Genomic DNA, 18,381 nt, shown 5'->3' on the forward strand with positions numbered 1-18,381 from the left:
CCTGAGACGAATACCGAACCGAAATAAGAATGGATTCTTCGTTTTCATGATCCCGAAGAAGAAAGCTCGCACGACAGTGAAAGCAAAAATTCGCGAACTATGATAATGGCTATTTAGAGGTGAGTTAGCAAAAATGAAATATCAGTTTAAATAATGAGTATGTCCTATTCAATTTAACTTCCATTCGTAATCAAAATAGGATAGTACCATTTTTTTTTTTTTTCGACAAGTAATTCATTAAATACTTTTTTAAATTTAGGATTCATGTCCAATCAAAAGAAAAAACTCAATAATAATATATAAGTATTAAATGCTTATCATTTAATATTTACAAGTGGAAGGAGTTAGCTAAATGTATAAGGATAAAGGAAAAGAAGAAAAGGAAAAACGTAAAGCAGATCAGGAACAAAACCCTGTCCAAATTGCTCTTGGATATGTCGAAAATTCAGCTGTAGCTGTAAAAGACAGTAATGCATCAGATAATCCAAGTAACAGTGCTGTAGCTCAAGATAAGAGTAATGCATCAGATAATCCAAGTAACAGTGCTGTAGCTCAAAATGACAGTAACGCATCAGATAATCCAAGTAATAGTGCTGTTTCTCAAGATGACAGTAACGCATCGGATAATCCAAGTAATAGTGCTGTTTCTCAAGATGACAGTAACGCATCGGATAATCCAAGTAACAGTGCTGTAGCTCAAGATGACAGCAAAGCATCAGATAATCCAAGTAACAGTAGAGTTTCTCAGGATGATATAAAAAAAGGAAAAGGAAAAAGATATAGATAACACGAATTAAAAATAGTCAATCCCCACAATAACATAATGTAAAGTGGGGGTTGTTTATTCTTATAATTACTTTCAATTAATATGTAATTACTAAATAATTTATTTGTTTGTTCAAAAGAACATATATCAATCATATAGCACTACATAATAGTGAAAAGAGGTGAGCATAGATGGAGAGAAGGATAAATTCAAAACAATTAGAAGTAGATTTAAAAAAGGAGTTAAGAAAGGAATTAAAGAGTGAATTAAAAAAGGAATTAAAAGAAAAATTAAAAGAAGAATTGAAGCAGGAATTGAAAGAAAAACTAATAAGGGAATTACAGTATGAATTAAGAAAGGAATTAAAGAGTGAGTTGAAAAAGGAATTAAAAGAGTATCCATTTCAAATGAATCTTACCTTTAATTTACATCAAGAACAAAACCCTGAACAAACTGCTATTGGGACTGCAGAAAGAGCGGCAATTGCTATAAAAGAAAGTAATGCAGTGGATAATCCAACCAATAGTGCTGTTTCACAAGAAAAAAGTAATGCAGTGGATAATCCGACTAACAGCGCCGTTTCACAAGAAAAAAGTAGTGCAGTGGATAATCCAAGTAATAGTGCTATTTCACAACAAGAAAGTAATGCAGTAGATAATCCAAGTAATAGTGCTGTATCTCAAGAAGAGAGTAGTGCAGTGGATAATTCAAAGCTTTCAATAAGGAGGAATCCTACTATTTTTTCTCCAGATTTTCCTAACTAAGTACTATGAGAGAGAATAACTAATTTATATAAGAAAAGAACTCCTTTGTTTTTATTCGTAGACGGATACCCTCCCTAATTTTGGACATATACTCCCCTTAACTTTTGATTTCATAGGATTCCTCATTATTTTATCAGATGAAAGGTCTTTTTCTTGCCTCAAACCTTTATTTCTTTAATTTTCAACTTGCGCGGCTGCTATTTTTTTACCACTCTTAGTAAATGAATAACCTGGAATTGGTCGTCTCTCACTTATAGATTTCTCTTCTTTTTTACGTTGATAATAATACGTAGAAGGAGAAATACGTAAAACTTCCAGAATGTTTTGATGGTATATCTTTTCATAATCCATTTGTTCGTTACTTCCAGCGTTTCGGTAAGTGAGGGTTCTTCTTTTTTTGTATCAGGAAGCAGAGAAAGCTCTAGGGGCTTCCAGTTGTAATAAGAGAAATAACGTAGTCTATAAAATGTTGAAAGAGTTTACTAGGATCCAAAATACTTTCAATTATGAATATAATGCTAAACGCCAGTAAAATGGAAAGTAATATAATCTTCAAAAGTGCCGCATAAGGATCAAATAGTTCTGGACTAATCAAATATCATTTCGAAATACGATATTTTTCAGCTAAACTGGCTGCCCTAATTCTAGCAGTATTGATTCAATATCATTGTTAGTAATTTCTTTTCCTTGTATATTCTTCTCAAATTTTTCTTCAATTAAAATTTGAAGTTTTTCGAAAATATCTTTTCACTTGGATCGTGGTAGTTTGCGTGTAACGGCGTAAATATATCTTTCGATCATTTCCATTTTTGATCCCTCTTTAGAATCAGATTCCTATGTTTTTTATTTTGGATAAGATATTTGATACAATTCTGGTTTTATGTATATTGCTAATACATAACATAAAGATTGAAAGATTCATATATTGAAGTCAGTACGCTCCTGCTAGCTCTTCCTATTTCTATTATAGGATAGGAGACATGCACTGATGAGTGACATATTAATGAACAATTCAGACGATATGTGGTAATTTATATCTTGAATTGTCCCTTCATTTTACTTAGATTTTACTTTCACCGCCTACAATGAAAATAAGAAAACGTAAGTGATAAAAAATTGCACTTGTTTCATAAGGTGAGGAGGTAAAAAGAATGGAATTAATAATTGATCACGTAACCAAAAAATACGGTGGAAAAATAGCGCTGAATGATTGTAGTTTACATTTGAAACCAGGGATGTTAGGACTTTTAGGGTCGAATGGTGCAGGGAAGTCTACACTTATGCGTATATTAGCGACAATTGAACAACCGACGGATGGTAGTGTGATATGGGACGGGGAAAATATTCAAAAGAAGCCAAAGTTGTTACGTTCAGAGCTCGGATATTTACCGCAAGACTTTGGGGTCTATCCAAATATGAACGCGGTCGAGTTTTTAGAATATATCGCAGCGATGAAAGGTCTATCAATGAGCTCTTCAAAAAAGCGAATTAATGAGCTGCTTGAAGCGCTGAATTTATCGAATGACCGAAAACGACTATTAGGTGGCTATTCAGGTGGAATGCGGCAAAGAGTTGGGATTGCGCAGGCGTTATTAAATGATCCGAAATTATTGATTGTAGATGAGCCGACAGTTGGATTAGACCCTGAAGAACGAATTAGATTTAGGAATTTATTATCTAGCCTTTCTTCTGATAGAATCGTTATTTTATCGACACATATTGTAACAGATATTGAATCGATTGCAACTGATATTGCTCTATTATCAAAAGGGAATGTACTAGCCCATATGCGGCCTGAACAACTATTAAAGCATGTAGAGGGGAAAGTATGGGAGTGGGCTATACCAGCTTCTGAGTTACATAATGTTCAAAAGAAATATATAGTAAGCAGTGCAATTCAACGGAGTGATGGAATTCATGCGCGCATCGTTTCCGATCACGCTCCTAGTGCTAAGGCGCATATGGTAGCAGCCTCTGTTGAAGATGCTTACTTATATTATGTTTCTTCGAAGGGAGGACATAAAATTGAACAATGTATATAATTTGTTTTCTTTCATTAAAAATAATTTAATTAGACAAATGAGAAGTTATCCATTTTTAATCGTAATCGGATTAACGATTTTTTTAGGGTATGCATGTGTCCCGGCAGCTTCTTCCGGTTATGAAGTGTTTCAACTCGGCGGTGTGAGAGGAATATATAATTCGAATTGGCTTGGTGGTATGGGTACAATGATTTCATCTTTACTACTATGGTTGTTTGGATTTTATATGCTGAGAAGTCAAGTTTCAGATGATCAACGATTAGGAGTAGGGCAATTGATTGCCGCTTCACCTATAAGTAAATTTCAATATATTTTCAGTAAAACAATTTCTAATTTTGTCGTTTTAGTTGTCATTGAAATAGTGTTTATAATCGCTTTTATTATTATGCAATTTATACGTGGGGAAGATTTTTCGTTTCAATTAGGTGGTTATGTATATCCACTTCTTTATATTGTATTTCCTTCGTTGGCACTTTTAGCATCATTGACTACTTTTTTTGACGTATTTCCTGGTTTGAAGGGTGTAGTAGGAAATATTATTTTCTTTTTTTTATGGGTGCTCTTAGGAATTATGGCGATGGAGCAGCCAAATGATTATTGGGATGTCTTTGGTTTAAATGTGATTGGTTCGGATATGTTTCAAGATGCAGCAAGTAAATTTGAATTTCTAAGTAGGGGTGAAGAAAATCGTAGCTTTGGGTATTATCCAATAGAGGGACAGATGCAAACGTTTCAATGGGATGGAGTCGATTGGACCAGCGATATCTTGATAACACGTTTTATCTGGTTTGGAATCACACTGTTGCTTATTTGGCTTACTTCACTTGTATTTCACAGATTTGGTACGTCTAGTAGAGGCGAAAAGAAAATAAATGAGCTGAGACAAGATAACGAATTGATCGCCGTGAGTGAGCATAATACTGAACTATTTACATTGACTTCGATAACGAGAACAAAGGGCGTTAGTATGCTGCGCTTAGTAAAAGCTGAGCTGTCTATTATGTTAAAAGGTTTTACGATTTGGTGGTATGCGATTGCGATTGGACTGATAGCATTTGGATTAATATGTCCGGTAGATATATCAAAAGGATGGCTACCTATCATTATGATTTGGCCAATTGCAATTTGGTCGCAGATGGCAACTAGAGAACAGTTTTATAGAACAAATCAAATCATTTATTCAAGTTGTTCTCCTTTTTATATGTTTTTTGCAACGTGGATTTCAGGTATTATAGTAGGTCTTATCATTTCTAGTGGAATCATCATTCAATTTATATTAATTGAAGATATTTCCTTCTTACTTTCTTGGCTTAGTGGCATAGTATTCATTTCAACACTAGCATTGACACTCGGTGTATGGAGTCGGACTCGTAAATTATTTGAAGTGTTATATATGCTGTGGTGGTATTTAGGGCCAGTGAACAGTCTTTCGTATTTGGACTTTTTAGGGGTATCAACATCATATTTCATTCTTTATGCGGCTATGTCGATTGTATTATTATGTATTGCAATAATTGGACAGCAGCAACAAGCAGGGAGATTACGGTTAATATTTAAATGAAAAATCAAGAAGGTGATGGAATGAAAGGTTTAAAAGAGAAAGTGTATTTGTTTTCATTTCTAAGTGTAATGACTTTGAGTTTAGTAGCTTGTGATGCAAAAGAGGATGAAGAAATAGTCTCCAAAAAGTTCGCTGCGGAAAATATAAATGAGATTTATGTAAAAACAGCAGGACAAAATATTAAACTTCACTCTACAACAGAAAAAGATATTAAAGTTGATATAGGAGGGGTGAAGGATGCGAAAGTAAAAGAAGATGGAGAGAAATTAGAAGTTATTACAGAAAACTCTTCATCCATTGTAAATTTGAAAACAGCTACTGTACATGTATATCTTCCTGAAAAAATATATAAAAAAATAGATGTTAAAACAGAATCAGGAGAGGTAGTAGGAGAGAATATAGCATCAAAACAGTTGGATTTATACAGTGATTCAAGTGATATGACAATAAAAAATTATAAAGGGGAGAATATAAAAGGAGTTTCTAAATCAGGAGAGATTACGTTACAGGGAGTAGAAGGGACGTTTGATATTCAAAATAATACGGGAGAGGTAAATGTATCCACTGTTTCAGAGTTAAGAGGTAAAAGTCAAATAAAAACCGAATCATCTAATATAAATATAAACTTTAAGAAAGAGCCGAGAAATTTAGAAGTTGATTTGTCAACACGTGCGGGTCAAATCAAAAATGATTTTTCGCTTTCGTCTGATAAACAAGGAAATGACCATAGTGTAAAAGGTCGTATAGGAAATGGAAAAGAAAATGATATAAAGTTAACGGTGCAGTCTATGACAGGAAAGATTGAGCTAAAACATGATGAGTAGTGAGAACATGAAATGGCTTTAAAGAAATAAAGTGAAACTTTAATCAGTGGGGGTTTTCTTCATCCCCCACTGATTATTAGCCCTCACCAATCGGGCTTTTACGGGCAGTTTATTTCCCACCTAACTTCTTGGCTCTCGCAGAGTTTTGAGGTGGGAGTATTACTGCTCGTTAATGCGGGATAAAATTCGATTATAAAAAACACAATCTGAATGGATATTTTTATCTGTTCAGATTGTGTTTTTGTTGTATAATTATCTTTTTTAACTTATGTATTTTAAATTGATTTGGATTAGAAGGTTTTTTACTCTTCCTGATTGAAGGATAGGAGCATGTTTTGTAGTGCTTTTTTGTATAAATCAAGAGGGAGATGCTGTTCATTCATGTTATAAAATATGGACATGCCATTTTCTAACGAAAGCATGGTCCATGCTATTTCTTTTGCGGATAAAGTAGATTTATAATTTTCCTTCAGTAGCAAAATCTCAATTGAGTTGGAAATTTGTTCTACCGTGTCTGTTATCATGTTCGACCATTTGTGACGCACCGATTCTTCGCGCATTGCATATAGAAGAAATTCCATGCTAAGCATGCTCCATGTTTTTGTTTTTTGTCTAACTGAATGAGAATACACATCCATCGTTTCGATAAAATTTGCTAATGATTGTTGCTGTTCGATTACTTGACGGAGGTCTTGTACATATAAATTCATTTGTTGTTCCACTATAGCTAGAAAAAGATCTTCTTTCGTATGAAAGTGGGCATAAATAGCACCTTTACTAAATCCAGCATGTTCTGCAATTTTATCGACAGAAGCCCCATGGAACCCAAATTTAGCAAAGGTTTCAAAAGCGGATGCTAAGAGTAACTGTCGAGTTTCTTGCTTCCGTTCTTCCTGCGTTAATCTTCGTCGGTTCATCGTATTCCCCCTTCTCTTGACAAGTATATCATATAGTATTAATATACCGAGTAGTATATAAGTTTTTATTGGTATATAAATTGTGAACAATATACAGTGGGAAAATAAATAGTAGTAATGAAATTTTTAATTGTAGTAAGATAATCTAGTAAAAAGGGGGAAAGGATATCGTGCGAAGGAAAAAAGAAGTAACAATTTCGAAACAGAAGTTGTCAGGAATTTTGGCTCAAACTGTTAAGACCGGCATTATTAAATCGAACTTGATTCCGATGTTTGCTGGATTGACATTGGCTTTATATAAATATCAGGTTAGCCCGAGTGAGAAGATTCCAGAAATTATATTTGCTTTCATAGGTTCCATTTTAATAATAGGTGCAGCAGGAGCTTTTAATAATTTGTATGATCGTGATATTGATTCTATTATGGAGAGAACAAAGAATAGACCAACTGTGACTGGAGAAATCAGTCCTAAGGCTGTATTATGGCTTGGAATACTAATGACGATCTCAGGGTTAGTAGTATTATCATTCACTACGTATTTAGCAGCGTTATTAGGGTTTTTAGGCTTATTTTTATATGTTGTACCGTATACAATGTGGAGTAAAAGAAGAACAATTTACAATACAGAAATAGGTAGTATTTCAGGGGCAATGCCACCGCTCATTGGCTGGGCCGCTATTTATCCGGATATAACGCATCCGGCTATTATCGGTCTTTTTATCATAATGGTTATTTGGCAAATGCCTCATTTCTATGCTATAGCTATTCGCAAACATGATGAGTATAAGGCTGCAAAGGTTCCAATGCTTCCGGTAGTCAAAGGTGTGAAACGAACATATATACAAACGAATATCTATTTAATTATTTTAATTGTAATAAGTGTTCTTTTAGGGTCTTTAAGTATTGGTCTTATGCTTGTAGCGCTTCTTTTAAGTATTTTATGGCTTCTTTTAAGTATATATGGTTATAAGAAAATGGATTCAGAGAAATGGGCGAAAGCATTGTTTGTTTTTTCTCTTGTTCATATGACAGTTCTATTTTCAACGATCATTATCTATTCTCTTATAGGTGTTTTTTTCGGGAAATAAAATATAGGATACAGACAATAAATTAAGATTTTTAGAACGATTCGATTTGTAAAAAAATAAAAAACCAATTTCTCGCGTATAAAAAAGAGAGATTGGTTTTTTTTCGTAGGAATAAATTTTCATGTATATTTGTGCTGTTAAATTTAGCGACAGTAATCGTTACTTTAATGAAGTGGTAGTTTTTGCAGATGATAAGTACTATAGAATTGGAAGTGTAATATGTATTTTGGTACCTCTCTCTATTTCGCTATCTACATGAATTGTTCCGCCGTGTGCCGTTATAATTTTATGAGCAATCGCCATTCCTAAGCCAGTTCCTTCACTTGAAACATTTGTGGTCGTACCTCGGTAGTACTGTTTAAATAAATTTTGTACTGTCATTTCATCCATACCGGCGCCAGTATCTTCTATTATAATATGTACAGTTTCCTTTAATAGAATGGATGTATGGATCTTTGTTTCTACAGGGTTATGTAAAATGGCGTTCATTAATAAATTTTGTAAAGAACGATGGAATAATTTTGTATCAATAGGAATAGTAATGTTCGTTTCGTTTGCTTGAAAGCTAAAATGATAGTGTGCAGACCGTGGATCGTTTGTTATATCAGCTATCATTCTTCTTGTAAATTCAACGATATTTGTTTCTTCTTTTTTTAATGGAATTTGTGAATCATGAAGGCGAAAAGAGAGGTTTAAGTCTTCAATTAAGTCCTTCATATGATCCCCTTTTTGCTGAATCTCTTGCAGAAATTTCTCTTTTTCTTCCTGACTCCACTCATGATCGGGTGATAACATAAGCGTACTGTACCCTGTAATATAAGTCAGTGGCGTTTTTAAATCGTGAGAGATTCCCGCCATCCATTCTCGTTTCATTTTCTCTAATTGCTCTCGTTCAGTCTCTATTTCTCGTAATCTATTTGTTAAATGTTCTATATTATAAAAGACGTCTTTATATAAGCGGTAAGGCCCTTTTAGTTTCCCAGTTTTTTTATTATACATCTGCTTCGTGTTTTCTGGAGTCACATAAGAACCTTCTGCTAGATGATGAATCCATGAAATCATCCGAAATAAAGGTTTTCCGATATACCATCCGTATATAATACCACCGAAAATAAGCGTGCATATGAAAAGACCGAAGACAATAAGGGCAGCCATATTCGTTTCTTCGTTTACCCTAATAAAAGGTAGTATAATTTCCATTGTAATCGCCATTGCAATTCCCATACAAATAGCACCAATAAATAAGCTAAGGATAAAGTGAAGACCTAATCGGAAGCGGGTTATCATTCGAATTTCTCCTTAGCCTGCGGGACAAATTTATAGCCGATTCCTCTTAAATTAATAATACATTTAGGTGACTTCGGATCTTCTTCTATTTTCTTACGTAATTTAGAAATATGCATGACTACTGTTTTATCATCACCCATGGAAGATAGTCCCCATACTTGTTCATATAATTGCTCAGCCGTAAAAATTCGATTTGGATGTGTACATAAGAAGGTGAGTAATTCTAGTTCTTTTGCGGTGCAATGCACAGGTTCCTCGTTTACAGTTATAAGTCCCTCACTAGGATATATGGAGAAGGATTGGAAATGTAGGTTCGAATTTTCTTCATTGTGATTTTCTTGTATCATATTTAGTCTACGTAATTGGACATTAATTCGAGCGGCTACCTCTAAAGGATTAAATGGTTTTGTTATGTAATCATCACCACCAATTCCGAGTCCTGTTAATTTGTCTAAGTCACTGGAACGCGCTGTTACAAAGAGAATAGGGGTATTTGTATAGTTTCGGATTTGTCTACATAATTCGAAACCATCTATATCTGGTAGCATAACATCGAGTAAGATAATATCGAACGAACGGCTTTTAACTAGGTTTAACGTTTCAGTTCCGTTTAGAGCGGTTGTTATATGAATGAAGTTTTCTTTCTTTAAGGTAAGTACCAACATATCTAATATACCTTGCTCATCATCTATTAAAAGAATATTTTCTGTTCTCATTATGTATCCACCTTTACATGTTTTTTGTATCATTAGAAATGATTTGGAAAATATTTCACATATAATAGTGTAACATAATTCCATTTTTACTAGAGAAAAAAATAACAACAAAGAAGATGCTCTTTGTTGTTATTTTGAAAATGAAATTAATTCATTTGTACCAGTGGCTCAATTTTTGCCATAAACGATTGATGAAGTGCTTCTACACCATTTACTAAATGTAGACGATCAATAACAACAGATACTTTAATTTCAGATGTACTTACCATTTTAATATGAATATTTTCTTCTTTTAATGTAGAGAACATATTAGCAGCAACACCTGGATTGGATACCATACCAGATCCTACAATAGATACTTTAGCTAGATGATTTTCATATTCTACAGATTCATAGTGAAGTAATTCTTGATTTTGTTCTAATACTTCTAATGTTTCTCTTAAATCATTGGAATGAATAGAGAAGGATAGATGTACAGTACCTTCATTTGTAATGCTTTGAATAATAATATCGACATTAATATGAGCAGTAGCTAATGTAGAGAAAATAGTTGAAAGAGATCCTTGTTCTAATCCTTTAATTGTTACACGTGTAATATTATCTTCAAATGCAATACCTTTTACGATTGATTGTTGTTCCATGCTACATTCTCCCCTTACAATTGTTCCGTTTTCTTGTTCCATACTTGAACGAACTTCTAAAACGACGTTATGATTTTTGGCGAATTCAACGGCGCGTGGATGCAATACACCAGCACCTAGATTTGCGAGCTCTAACATTTCATCATAAGAAATTTCATCTAATTTATAAGCGTCTTTCACAACGCGTGGATCAGTCGTGTAAACACCTGTTACGTCTGTGTAAATATCACATTTTTTTGCTTGAAGCGCAGCAGCTAATGCAACAGCAGTTGTATCAGAACCACCGCGGCCTAGCGTTGTAATTTCATTTTCTTCACTTAATCCTTGGAAACCAGCGACAATGACAATAGTTCCTTCTTGTAAATGTGATTGAATACGTGCTGTGTTAATATCAGTAATCCGTGCACTACTATGTACAGATTCTGTCGTAATACCAGCTTGCCAACCTGTTAGCGAAATGGCATCATATCCTTTTGTTTGCAGTGCCATTGTTAATAAAGAAATAGTTACTTGTTCACCCGTTGTTAAAAGCATATCCATTTCACGTTTACTTGGATTGTCTGTAATCGCAGTAGCGAGAGCAACAAGTTCATCTGTACTTTTTCCCATTGCCGAAACGACAGTGACAACGCTATGTCCTCGTTCATATTCTTCAATAATTAAATCTGCTACATGTTGAATGCGCTGGATACTTCCGACAGAAGTACCGCCAAATTTTTGAACAATCGTTTCCATTGCGAATTCCTTCTTTCATTTATTAATATTCATATTCATAAAGCAGGAAAGATGTAAAAACATATAAGAGAGGAATATATAAATCCCTAAGTATTCCTGTAGTTACCAGAAAGAAAAACAAAAAACACCATCTCAAATAGGTGAGGATGGTGCTGTTACAGGAAAAGGGAAACAGAAAAAGGAGCTAATAAAAAAACCGCCAAAAAAGGAATATCATATAAAGCATGATATCTCTTTTTTGTAGATAGCTCTTCATATGTACACGTCTGTACATATGACAGTTCTGTTTCTATTCGAAAACAGCCCCAATTAATAAATGCAGAGAAATTTATTAATTTCGGCAACACTTCCTTTTTTCTAAATTCATCGACATCTCTTTGTCTCCTTTAGAATACTTATAAGCGCTGCAACCTCTATCTCACGTTTTGGGCGAGAGTGTTTGGTTTATGAAGTTATTGGTAACATTTGTTTTATAATAATTAAAATATTTCAGGAAATCAAGTGCTTTATTAATATTTCGAAAATTCATTCTATTTATTTTTGAAAAAAGTAGCTAAAACTATATTCTGCATATACATTAATAATATAGAAAATGGGAGGTGTACGGGTGAAGAAGCAAAAACCAATTTATGTAGGAATTGAAATGGAAACAGCAGATGAAATGAATTGTTACCGAATTCAAGTTGTAGTAAGAAATCCATTATTAGGACCGATATTTTCTTATAAGGGGACGTTTGTAGAAAGGGATCAAAATAAATGAAAAATATAATTGTTGGACTGATTTGTTATATTATTTTTCTTGTATTTGAATGGTCGCAGTTAAATTTTGTTGAATCGATTATATTATTATCAATTCTTCTATTCATACCCATGTCATTTTGCATTGTTGATAAGGAGAAAAGAGATGGATCTCAGGTAGCGTTTTATAAACTAGTATCGTTACTTTATCCAGTTGCTGCAATCAGTGCAATGTTAGCTTTTGTAACAAATTATTTTTTCTTTGCAATTATTTGGTTTATATACACGGGAATTATTGCGTTATTCGGTGTTAGTAGATTACTAGAAAGAGGATGGGGGCAATTAGAAGAGAAGGCAATTGATAGTGGGTTTATTTATTTGTTTTTTGGTTCTTTGCATCTATAGCAAACATCCCAATTATGCAGTTTAGCTCTGATATCGTTTTACTGACAGCTGCTCGTTTTCACTATTCAGCATTTTTACTCCCTTTATCTGTAGGATTACTTGGGAGAAAGCAACAAAAGAAAAGTAAATTATATGATGTAATTACGTTTATTATTGTAATCTCGCCAATGACAGTAGCGATTGGTATTACTTATTCAAGGATATTTGAGTTCTTTGCAGTACTTATTTACCTGGTATCGCTTTATGCTTACGGAATTTACATATGGAAAACAAAATTCACTTCGATAAGTGCAAAAATTCTTCTTATCATTTCGTCTAGTACACTTATGGTAACCATTTTGTTCTCACTAGTAGACTCATACGGAAACTTTAAGCAAGTTATGACGATTACAATTGCACAAATGGTTTGGATTCATGGCGTTGTGAATGGAATTGGTGTGGCATTGCCAGCTTTTATTGGCTGGATGATTGAAAAGAATGCTCCGGCGTATATTCATTATGGAAAGCCGACGAGTCGTATCAAAGGGAAGATGAAAGTTTCCCTGCAACAGGCTGTAATAGAGAAGAGAGAATATATAGGCCTTGTAGATCAAATGAGTGATTTTCATAGTACGAGATTTGATGAAAGGAAAGTATCTCTGCTAATTATTGGTTTTTATGAATGCACAAAGAACTAGGATTTAAAAGCAAGTATTAAATGGTCTCGTTGGTTTTGTCCCTGTGCCTTTCTCTATGAAAAAGTAAGTAGACATGTACAGCAAATCCATTTAGGAATGGGAAATAGATGGGAGACTATGCGTGGAAATATCGTTGCGATTAAAGATGAAAAAGATGGAAGGAAAGATGTGAGAGCATGGATCCGGAAAAACGAGAAGGATGAAACAATCTTTGTAGCTCTTTACTCGCAGCACACTTATAACGGAGAAACGTATATGAATATCGCTTTGCCACTACCATATTCAAATATGACTGGTATTTTAAAAATACGTAATGATGAAAATGATCTTATCATTACGAGTCAGTTAAGAGAGAGCAAAAAAGGAGATGAAGGAATCTACTTACAGACTCGTTTTTTTACAGCTCGATTGCCATTAGCTGAGACGTTTAGGATAAAAGAGAAGAATGATAGGACTTTGACAGCGCATCATCAAATGTAGATATTTGGCCTGAAGTTTCTAGAGATTGATTATGAGATTGAAAGAGCTGTGAAGGAAAGGCATTAGAACATACATAATATAAAGCTTGGAGAATTTTCCAAGCCTTATATTATGTATGCGTAATTGTAACGGATACCTGTTCATCTAAATCTTTATCCCATACACGCTGAATTTCGAAAGTTCCTGGTACAAGAAACATTTGAAATCTTTCTCTAAACCAATCTTGCATAGGTAAATTTAAGGCTGCATCAATTGGAACCCAGAGTAATTCTCCCTCAGGAGGGTTTTCAAAAAGTTCGCCTTCAAATGTATTAGTCCAATAATTAAATACCATATATCGTACATTTTCTTTTGGATTTACATATTCATCTAATCCTTTAAATATTAAGTTTGAAGTAAATAAGCCAGTTTCCTCTTTGACCTCTCTAGCTGCTGCTGAAACGATACTTTCTGGGAATTCTACTTTTCCTCCAGGTGCTAAATACCCAGGAAATCCTAGATGGTCAGGACGTTTTATTAATAACACTGTGTCTCCATTTTGAATCATGCACATTGTGTACATACGGTGTTCTATATTTTTCCATTCAGTAGACATAGTAGTACAATCTCCTCTCTTAACAGTAAAGCTTTGTATATTATAATGTGTTTTTCTAATGTTTGGAAATTTATAGGTTTACCTATAGGGATTTTATATAAATTAGGATGTATTAGTTTGCATTCAAATTCTGAAACTATAAATTCTATTAGAAATGAACTAATGACGAGGAGTAAAAGCTCTTTCCTTTTTTTGATAACCATATAATAGAGTACATTGGTTTTTGTCAAAAAAAATGTGATCTCAAAATCATAGTAAATTCAAGTGTAATTTCAGAACCAATGAACAAATAACTAAAAAGGTTGGACGTCATGTATAAAAAGAAATTAAAAGATTGTCAATTCCAAGATGTAGACTGTTGTCGCGATTATAAGAAACATAATGACTCTTGTTATAGTCATAAGAAATATGATTCTTTTATATACTCCTACATTTTAAGTTAAAATAATGTCCTATTATTAGGAGAAAGGCAAAAGCGAAACCATTGTTGTATCAATGAGTTTCGCTTTTTCTCTTTAAATATTCCTATACACTTTTTTATTGCTCGTTAAATACAAATGTTTGCGTTAGCTTTTTTCCTTCACTTTCAGGATGTCCATTATAACTAAACTCTTTCTCTTCCCAAGTGATGACGACTTCAAATGTATTGGTGTTAACGTATAGAGGGAAAATCATATGCTCAAAACTTGAGTGGCTTTTTGAACTGCTCATATTTGATTTACTAGAAGGTTTGAAAGCAGCTTCTGATGTTGGATTATTGTGGTGTACTTCAACAGATACATTATCTACGTCTTTACCAATGTTTTTTACAAATAAACTATAGGTATCAAAGACGCCTTGTTTTGGCTGTAAAGTATTTGGATTGGTGCTATGGGATTTATCAATTTCGATATACCACTGTTTAGACTTTGAAGCAACAGGTAGATCTTGAAATGTGTAAGCACTTGCTTGGAGGGGAAGTGCAAAACAAATAAAGGCTAATAAGAATGTTATTTTTCGTTTCATATTTAGGTCTCCAATTCATTGAAAATAGTAGTTTGTAGTTAGTGTGTGTGGTTTTTAAAAAAATATGCGCTTGTTGTTTATTTTTCAATCTTTTACACATGTATTTAATTTTTTCTTATATATGTAAAATGAGAGGATTTACATATAAATGAAAAATGAATCTATAGTTAGTTGAATACATGAAAAAGGAGGAAAGGCTATGGCATCAAATCACCCTTCATTGTTAACAGCTTATTTATTTGTTTCAAGGAAAAATTCGTGGGATGGATTGCAAGAAATGATAACAAACTTAGAAGAAAGTGGCATAACAGTAGAGGTGTATGGGCCACAGGATATGTTATTGGATATAAATCCTAAGCATCCTCGTATTTATGTTTCGTTGGGATTGGAGTGGGAAGAATTTCAAACGTTAAATGCATTACCACTTCACGAAAGAAAACGTTGGTTACATTTCGATTCTCCAGTACAGGTTCAACCATTCAAATTGTTTTATGGATGGCTCAACTTTACGGATCCTCTTCCTGAAAATCGAAAGATTCTTTCCACTCAATTTTCTTCAGATACGCCTTTAGTATCTGTATTTACTGCTAGTTATAGGTCTAAAGAAAAAATTCAGCGACCTTATCGTTCCCTATTGAATCAGACGTATCCACATTGGGAATGGGTAATTGTAGATGATTCAGGTGATGAGGATGAGACATATAACAAATGCTTACTCTCCCTAAATGATTCGCGTATAAGACGGTATCGACAAGATTCTTGCACAGGTTACATAGGGGCAGTCAAACGTTATGCAGCAGGTCTATGTACAGGGGAGATTTTGGTTGAAGTAGATCATGATGATGAGCTAACTCCTGACTGTTTGGAGAAAATCGTTCGTGCCTTTCAACAACATCCTGAGTGTGGTTTTGCGTATGGAGATGGTGCGGAAGTATATGTAGGAAGCAATAATGCTCATTGGTATGGTTGGGATTGTGGATATGGATATAGTATGTATTATCGGGTTTGGGTACATGAAATGAACAGGTGGCAAAATGTTTACAAACAAACAGCAATCAATGGGAATACTATTGGTCATTTAGTCGGTTTACCGAATCATCCTCGCGCGTGGACGAGGGATTGCTATCATCAGATTGGGGGGCACCGAGAAGAATTATTGGTTGCAGACGATTATGATATGTTAGTTCGGACATTCCTTTGTACGAAATATGTAGCTATTCCCGATTTACTCTATATTCAATATCGGAATGAAGGTGGAGATAATTCTACTTTTCTTAGAAATGAGCAGATTCAGATTCTCTGTAGGGAATTAGAGAATTATTATCATGAAAGAATGTATAAGAGAGTAAAAGAATTAAATTTACCGGATTCTGTCCCGTATAGTCGTGTATGGGAAACGGCTACAGATGATATTACGCGGAAAACGGCTCATATCGTTCATGAAGATCGTTCTAGGGTTTCAATCTTGTTTCCTATCCCGTATTCCTATCCAGAAACAGAGCATACGGAATTGTTTAGGACCCTTCAACAGGGAATAGATAATAATTTCAAGGAGATTGAAGTAGTGATTGTAGGATGTATTCCTCCAGAAATCGAATCCTTCGCATCAAAAGCGCCGATGGGAGCTATCAGATGGTGGCCGATGGAGTTTGATGATTCATTAGAAACGTGCATTCGATATGCTGAACTTTGTGCTTCATGTACAGAGAAAGTGATTATATTACCTTGAACTGCTCTATTTAAAGATTAGTATATTTACGATAACCGTAAGAAAAACGCTTTGGTTTTACCAAGCGTTTTTCTTATGATTACTTCAATACAAAAGTTTATACAAGGGGGAGTATCTCGTCAACTGCAATAACAGCTAAATAATACTCATCTTGTTACTTATATTTTTGGATCCCACTTTTTACTAATTTGAGTTAGAAGTAATCCTATAAGAACCAGTAAACTTCCTACCCATGTTATATTTACGATTGAGCTATGTTTGATGATTATACTACCGATATAGGAACCAGTGGCAATCCCAATGTTGAATGAGGCAATGTTAATGGCTGAAGCGACATGAGTTGTTTTAGGTGAAATACGTTCAGCCAAAACTAATGTATACAATTGAAGTCCTGGAACATTCATGAAAGCGAATAGTCCCATTAGCATTACAGTTATTAAACCTAAAACCTTAAAAGAAACTGTGAAATACAATAATAATAGTACAAGTGCATGAAAGATAAAGATATTTGATAAGGAATGAAGAGGGTGGGTGTTCGTTACTTTACCACCAATGAGATTTCCTACCGCAATCATGATTCCATAAAGAAAGAGAATGATTGTTACAGTATTGAGAGAATACTTTGTGACATTCTGTAACAGTGGAGAAAGATAAGTGAATACGGTAAACGTTCCACTGGAAACGAAAGCAGTTATAATGAACACGAATAATAGTCTTGTATTTGTAAACAGCTCTTTAAAGTCTTTGAGTGTTGAAGGCTCGCCTTTTTCTTCAGATTTGGGTACAAGTAGAAGAGTTGAAAAATATGCTATGACTCCAATTATAGTAATAAATAAGAAGGCCATTCTCCACCCAAATTGTATACCAATGAACGTACCAATTGGAACACCAGTAATAGTGGCGATTGTAAGACCGGAAAACATAATGGAAATCGCTTGTGCTCGTTTATTCTCTGAAACTAATGATGCTGCCATTAATGAACCAATCGACATAAAAACGCCATGTGTAAAAGAAGTTATGGTTCTTCCTATTAGTAATATATATAGATTTGGGACAAGGACGGATAAACCATTCCCAATTATAAAGACAAGCATCACCAATAATAATAACTTTTTTCTTGGGATTCCTGCTGTAAGAGAGGTGAGGATAGGTGCGCCTATCGTTACACCTAAAGCATATATTGTAACGGTTAATCCTGCCATGCTAACGGAAACATCTAAGTCATTAGAAATTAAGGGGAGTAGACAAACACTGATAAACTCTGTGACACCGATGGTAAAAGCTGAAATAGCCAAAGTTAATAAAGCTAACGTACTGTTGTTTCGTGTATTCATCATATTACCTCCATGTCTGTGAAATTCGGCATATCGGGAATTGCCGATTATTTTTTCCTTGTTAACTATGTTAATCG

At 34.1% G+C, this 18,381-nt stretch carries 16 protein-coding genes, 2 pseudogenes and 1 riboswitch; of the genes and pseudogenes, 10 read left to right on the top strand and 8 right to left on the bottom strand.

Going from position 1 to position 18,381, the window contains the following annotated elements; genetic code table 11:
• From AZF08_RS28585 to AZF08_RS30455, 3 genes and pseudogenes are all read left to right on the top strand, one after another.
• A pseudogene (locus AZF08_RS28585) lies at window positions 1-100 on the top strand (reverse transcriptase domain-containing protein); the annotation flags it as partial.
• A gap of 252 nt (window positions 101-352) precedes the next feature.
• On the top strand, window positions 353-787 hold the full coding sequence (locus tag AZF08_RS10875) for a hypothetical protein (RefSeq protein WP_063177282.1): 435 nt from the start codon (window positions 353-355) through the stop codon (window positions 785-787).
• A 170-nt stretch (window positions 788-957) separates the two neighbouring features.
• On the top strand, window positions 958-1,530 hold the full coding sequence (locus AZF08_RS30455; protein ID WP_063177283.1) for a hypothetical protein: 573 nt from the start codon (window positions 958-960) through the stop codon (window positions 1,528-1,530).
• Window positions 1,531-1,704: 174 nt separating this feature from the next.
• Here the strand turns inward: AZF08_RS30455 and AZF08_RS30460 are convergent, their stop codons facing one another.
• Window positions 1,705-1,881, bottom strand: coding sequence for a hypothetical protein (locus AZF08_RS30460; protein ID WP_156029147.1), 177 nt, complete (start codon window positions 1,879-1,881; stop codon window positions 1,705-1,707).
• An 800-nt stretch (window positions 1,882-2,681) separates the two neighbouring features.
• On the opposite strand from AZF08_RS30460, the gene AZF08_RS10885 reads away from it, so the two are divergent.
• From AZF08_RS10885 to AZF08_RS10895, 3 genes are read left to right on the top strand one after another with little or no spacing between them, the layout of a single operon-like run.
• On the top strand, window positions 2,682-3,572 hold the full coding sequence (locus AZF08_RS10885) for an ABC transporter ATP-binding protein (protein WP_033676472.1): 891 nt from the start codon (window positions 2,682-2,684) through the stop codon (window positions 3,570-3,572).
• Window positions 3,556-5,133, top strand: a complete 1,578-nt coding sequence (locus AZF08_RS10890) for an ABC transporter permease (protein ID WP_033676471.1) — start codon at window positions 3,556-3,558, stop codon at window positions 5,131-5,133. Before AZF08_RS10885 ends, AZF08_RS10890 begins: the two co-directional genes overlap by 17 nt.
• Before the next feature lie 20 nt (window positions 5,134-5,153).
• Complete coding sequence (locus AZF08_RS10895; protein WP_033676489.1) at window positions 5,154-5,957, top strand: DUF4097 family beta strand repeat-containing protein; 804 nt, start codon at window positions 5,154-5,156, stop codon at window positions 5,955-5,957.
• A 302-nt stretch (window positions 5,958-6,259) separates the two neighbouring features.
• Here AZF08_RS10895 and AZF08_RS10900 read toward each other — a convergent pair whose 3' ends face one another.
• Complete coding sequence (locus AZF08_RS10900) at window positions 6,260-6,874, bottom strand: TetR/AcrR family transcriptional regulator (protein WP_033676469.1); 615 nt, start codon at window positions 6,872-6,874, stop codon at window positions 6,260-6,262.
• Between the two features lie 170 nt (window positions 6,875-7,044).
• Here AZF08_RS10900 and cyoE point away from each other — a divergent pair, with 170 nt between their 5' ends.
• Entirely contained in the window at window positions 7,045-7,962 is a 918-nt protein-coding gene (gene cyoE / locus AZF08_RS10905) for a heme o synthase (protein ID WP_033676467.1), read from the top strand.
• A gap of 198 nt (window positions 7,963-8,160) precedes the next feature.
• On the opposite strand, the gene AZF08_RS10910 is transcribed toward cyoE, so the two are convergent.
• The 3 genes from AZF08_RS10910 to AZF08_RS10920 all read right to left on the bottom strand — a co-directional run bounded on the left by AZF08_RS10910 (window position 8,161) and on the right by AZF08_RS10920 (window position 11,341).
• A complete protein-coding gene (locus AZF08_RS10910) occupies window positions 8,161-9,186 on the bottom strand; it encodes a sensor histidine kinase (RefSeq protein WP_407639476.1) in 1,026 nt (341 codons plus the stop codon).
• A gap of 59 nt (window positions 9,187-9,245) precedes the next feature.
• Window positions 9,246-9,965, bottom strand: a complete 720-nt coding sequence (locus AZF08_RS10915; protein WP_033676463.1) for a response regulator transcription factor — start codon at window positions 9,963-9,965, stop codon at window positions 9,246-9,248.
• A 146-nt stretch (window positions 9,966-10,111) separates the two neighbouring features.
• A complete protein-coding gene (locus tag AZF08_RS10920) occupies window positions 10,112-11,341 on the bottom strand; it encodes an aspartate kinase (protein WP_033676461.1) in 1,230 nt (409 codons plus the stop codon).
• 237 nt (window positions 11,342-11,578) lie between these two features.
• Window positions 11,579-11,765, bottom strand: a riboswitch (Lysine riboswitch).
• Window positions 11,766-11,948: 183 nt separating this feature from the next.
• Here AZF08_RS10920 and AZF08_RS31235 point away from each other — a divergent pair.
• Entirely contained in the window at window positions 11,949-12,101 is a 153-nt protein-coding gene (locus tag AZF08_RS31235; RefSeq protein WP_407639475.1) for a DUF4166 domain-containing protein, read from the top strand.
• A pseudogene (locus AZF08_RS10925) lies at window positions 12,098-13,641 on the top strand (YndJ family protein). Before AZF08_RS31235 ends, AZF08_RS10925 begins: the two are co-directional and overlap by 4 nt.
• 109 nt (window positions 13,642-13,750) lie before the next feature.
• Here the strand turns inward: AZF08_RS10925 and AZF08_RS10930 are convergent.
• Complete coding sequence (locus AZF08_RS10930; protein WP_033676460.1) at window positions 13,751-14,236, bottom strand: 8-oxo-dGTP diphosphatase; 486 nt, start codon at window positions 14,234-14,236, stop codon at window positions 13,751-13,753.
• A 537-nt stretch (window positions 14,237-14,773) separates the two neighbouring features.
• Window positions 14,774-15,241, bottom strand: coding sequence for a hypothetical protein (locus AZF08_RS10935; RefSeq protein WP_033676458.1), 468 nt, complete (start codon window positions 15,239-15,241; stop codon window positions 14,774-14,776).
• A 199-nt stretch (window positions 15,242-15,440) separates the two neighbouring features.
• Between AZF08_RS10935 and AZF08_RS10940 the strand changes: the two genes are divergently transcribed.
• Entirely contained in the window at window positions 15,441-16,970 is a 1,530-nt protein-coding gene (locus tag AZF08_RS10940; protein ID WP_033676457.1) for a glycosyltransferase, read from the top strand.
• A 158-nt stretch (window positions 16,971-17,128) separates the two neighbouring features.
• Here AZF08_RS10940 and AZF08_RS10945 read toward each other — a convergent pair whose 3' ends face one another.
• The gene (locus AZF08_RS10945; protein ID WP_235190084.1) at window positions 17,129-18,304 is read right to left on the bottom strand and encodes an MFS transporter; all 1,176 of its coding nucleotides are present in this window, start codon (window positions 18,302-18,304) and stop codon (window positions 17,129-17,131) included.
• Between the last annotated feature and the right edge of the window lie 77 nt (window positions 18,305-18,381).

The sequence above is a fragment of the Bacillus gaemokensis genome (genome assembly GCF_001590835.1).
Taxonomy (GTDB): Bacteria; Bacillota; Bacilli; order Bacillales; family Bacillaceae_G; genus Bacillus_A; species Bacillus_A gaemokensis.

Excerpts from the sequence above, each read along its gene's own strand:
- AZF08_RS10875 (WP_063177282.1), top strand. The coding sequence starts at position 353 with ATGTATAAGGATAAAGGAAAAGAAGAAAAGGAAAAACGTAAAGCAGAT.
- AZF08_RS10885 (WP_033676472.1), top strand. The coding sequence starts at position 2,682 with ATGGAATTAATAATTGATCACGTAACCAAAAAATACGGTGGAAAAATA.
- AZF08_RS10920 (WP_033676461.1), bottom strand. The coding sequence starts at position 11,341 with ATGGAAACGATTGTTCAAAAATTTGGCGGTACTTCTGTCGGAAGTATC.
- AZF08_RS10915 (WP_033676463.1), bottom strand. The coding sequence starts at position 9,965 with ATGAGAACAGAAAATATTCTTTTAATAGATGATGAGCAAGGTATATTA.
- AZF08_RS30455 (WP_063177283.1), top strand. The coding sequence starts at position 958 with ATGGAGAGAAGGATAAATTCAAAACAATTAGAAGTAGATTTAAAAAAG.
- AZF08_RS10910 (WP_407639476.1), bottom strand. The coding sequence starts at position 9,186 with ATGGGAATTGCAATGGCGATTACAATGGAAATTATACTACCTTTTATT.
- AZF08_RS10945 (WP_235190084.1), bottom strand. The coding sequence starts at position 18,304 with ATGAATACACGAAACAACAGTACGTTAGCTTTATTAACTTTGGCTATT.
- AZF08_RS30460 (WP_156029147.1), bottom strand. The coding sequence starts at position 1,881 with ATGGATTATGAAAAGATATACCATCAAAACATTCTGGAAGTTTTACGT.
- AZF08_RS10895 (WP_033676489.1), top strand. The coding sequence starts at position 5,154 with ATGAAAGGTTTAAAAGAGAAAGTGTATTTGTTTTCATTTCTAAGTGTA.
- AZF08_RS10930 (WP_033676460.1), bottom strand. The coding sequence starts at position 14,236 with ATGTCTACTGAATGGAAAAATATAGAACACCGTATGTACACAATGTGC.
- AZF08_RS10940 (WP_033676457.1), top strand. The coding sequence starts at position 15,441 with ATGGCATCAAATCACCCTTCATTGTTAACAGCTTATTTATTTGTTTCA.
- AZF08_RS10900 (WP_033676469.1), bottom strand. The coding sequence starts at position 6,874 with ATGAACCGACGAAGATTAACGCAGGAAGAACGGAAGCAAGAAACTCGA.
- AZF08_RS10935 (WP_033676458.1), bottom strand. The coding sequence starts at position 15,241 with ATGAAACGAAAAATAACATTCTTATTAGCCTTTATTTGTTTTGCACTT.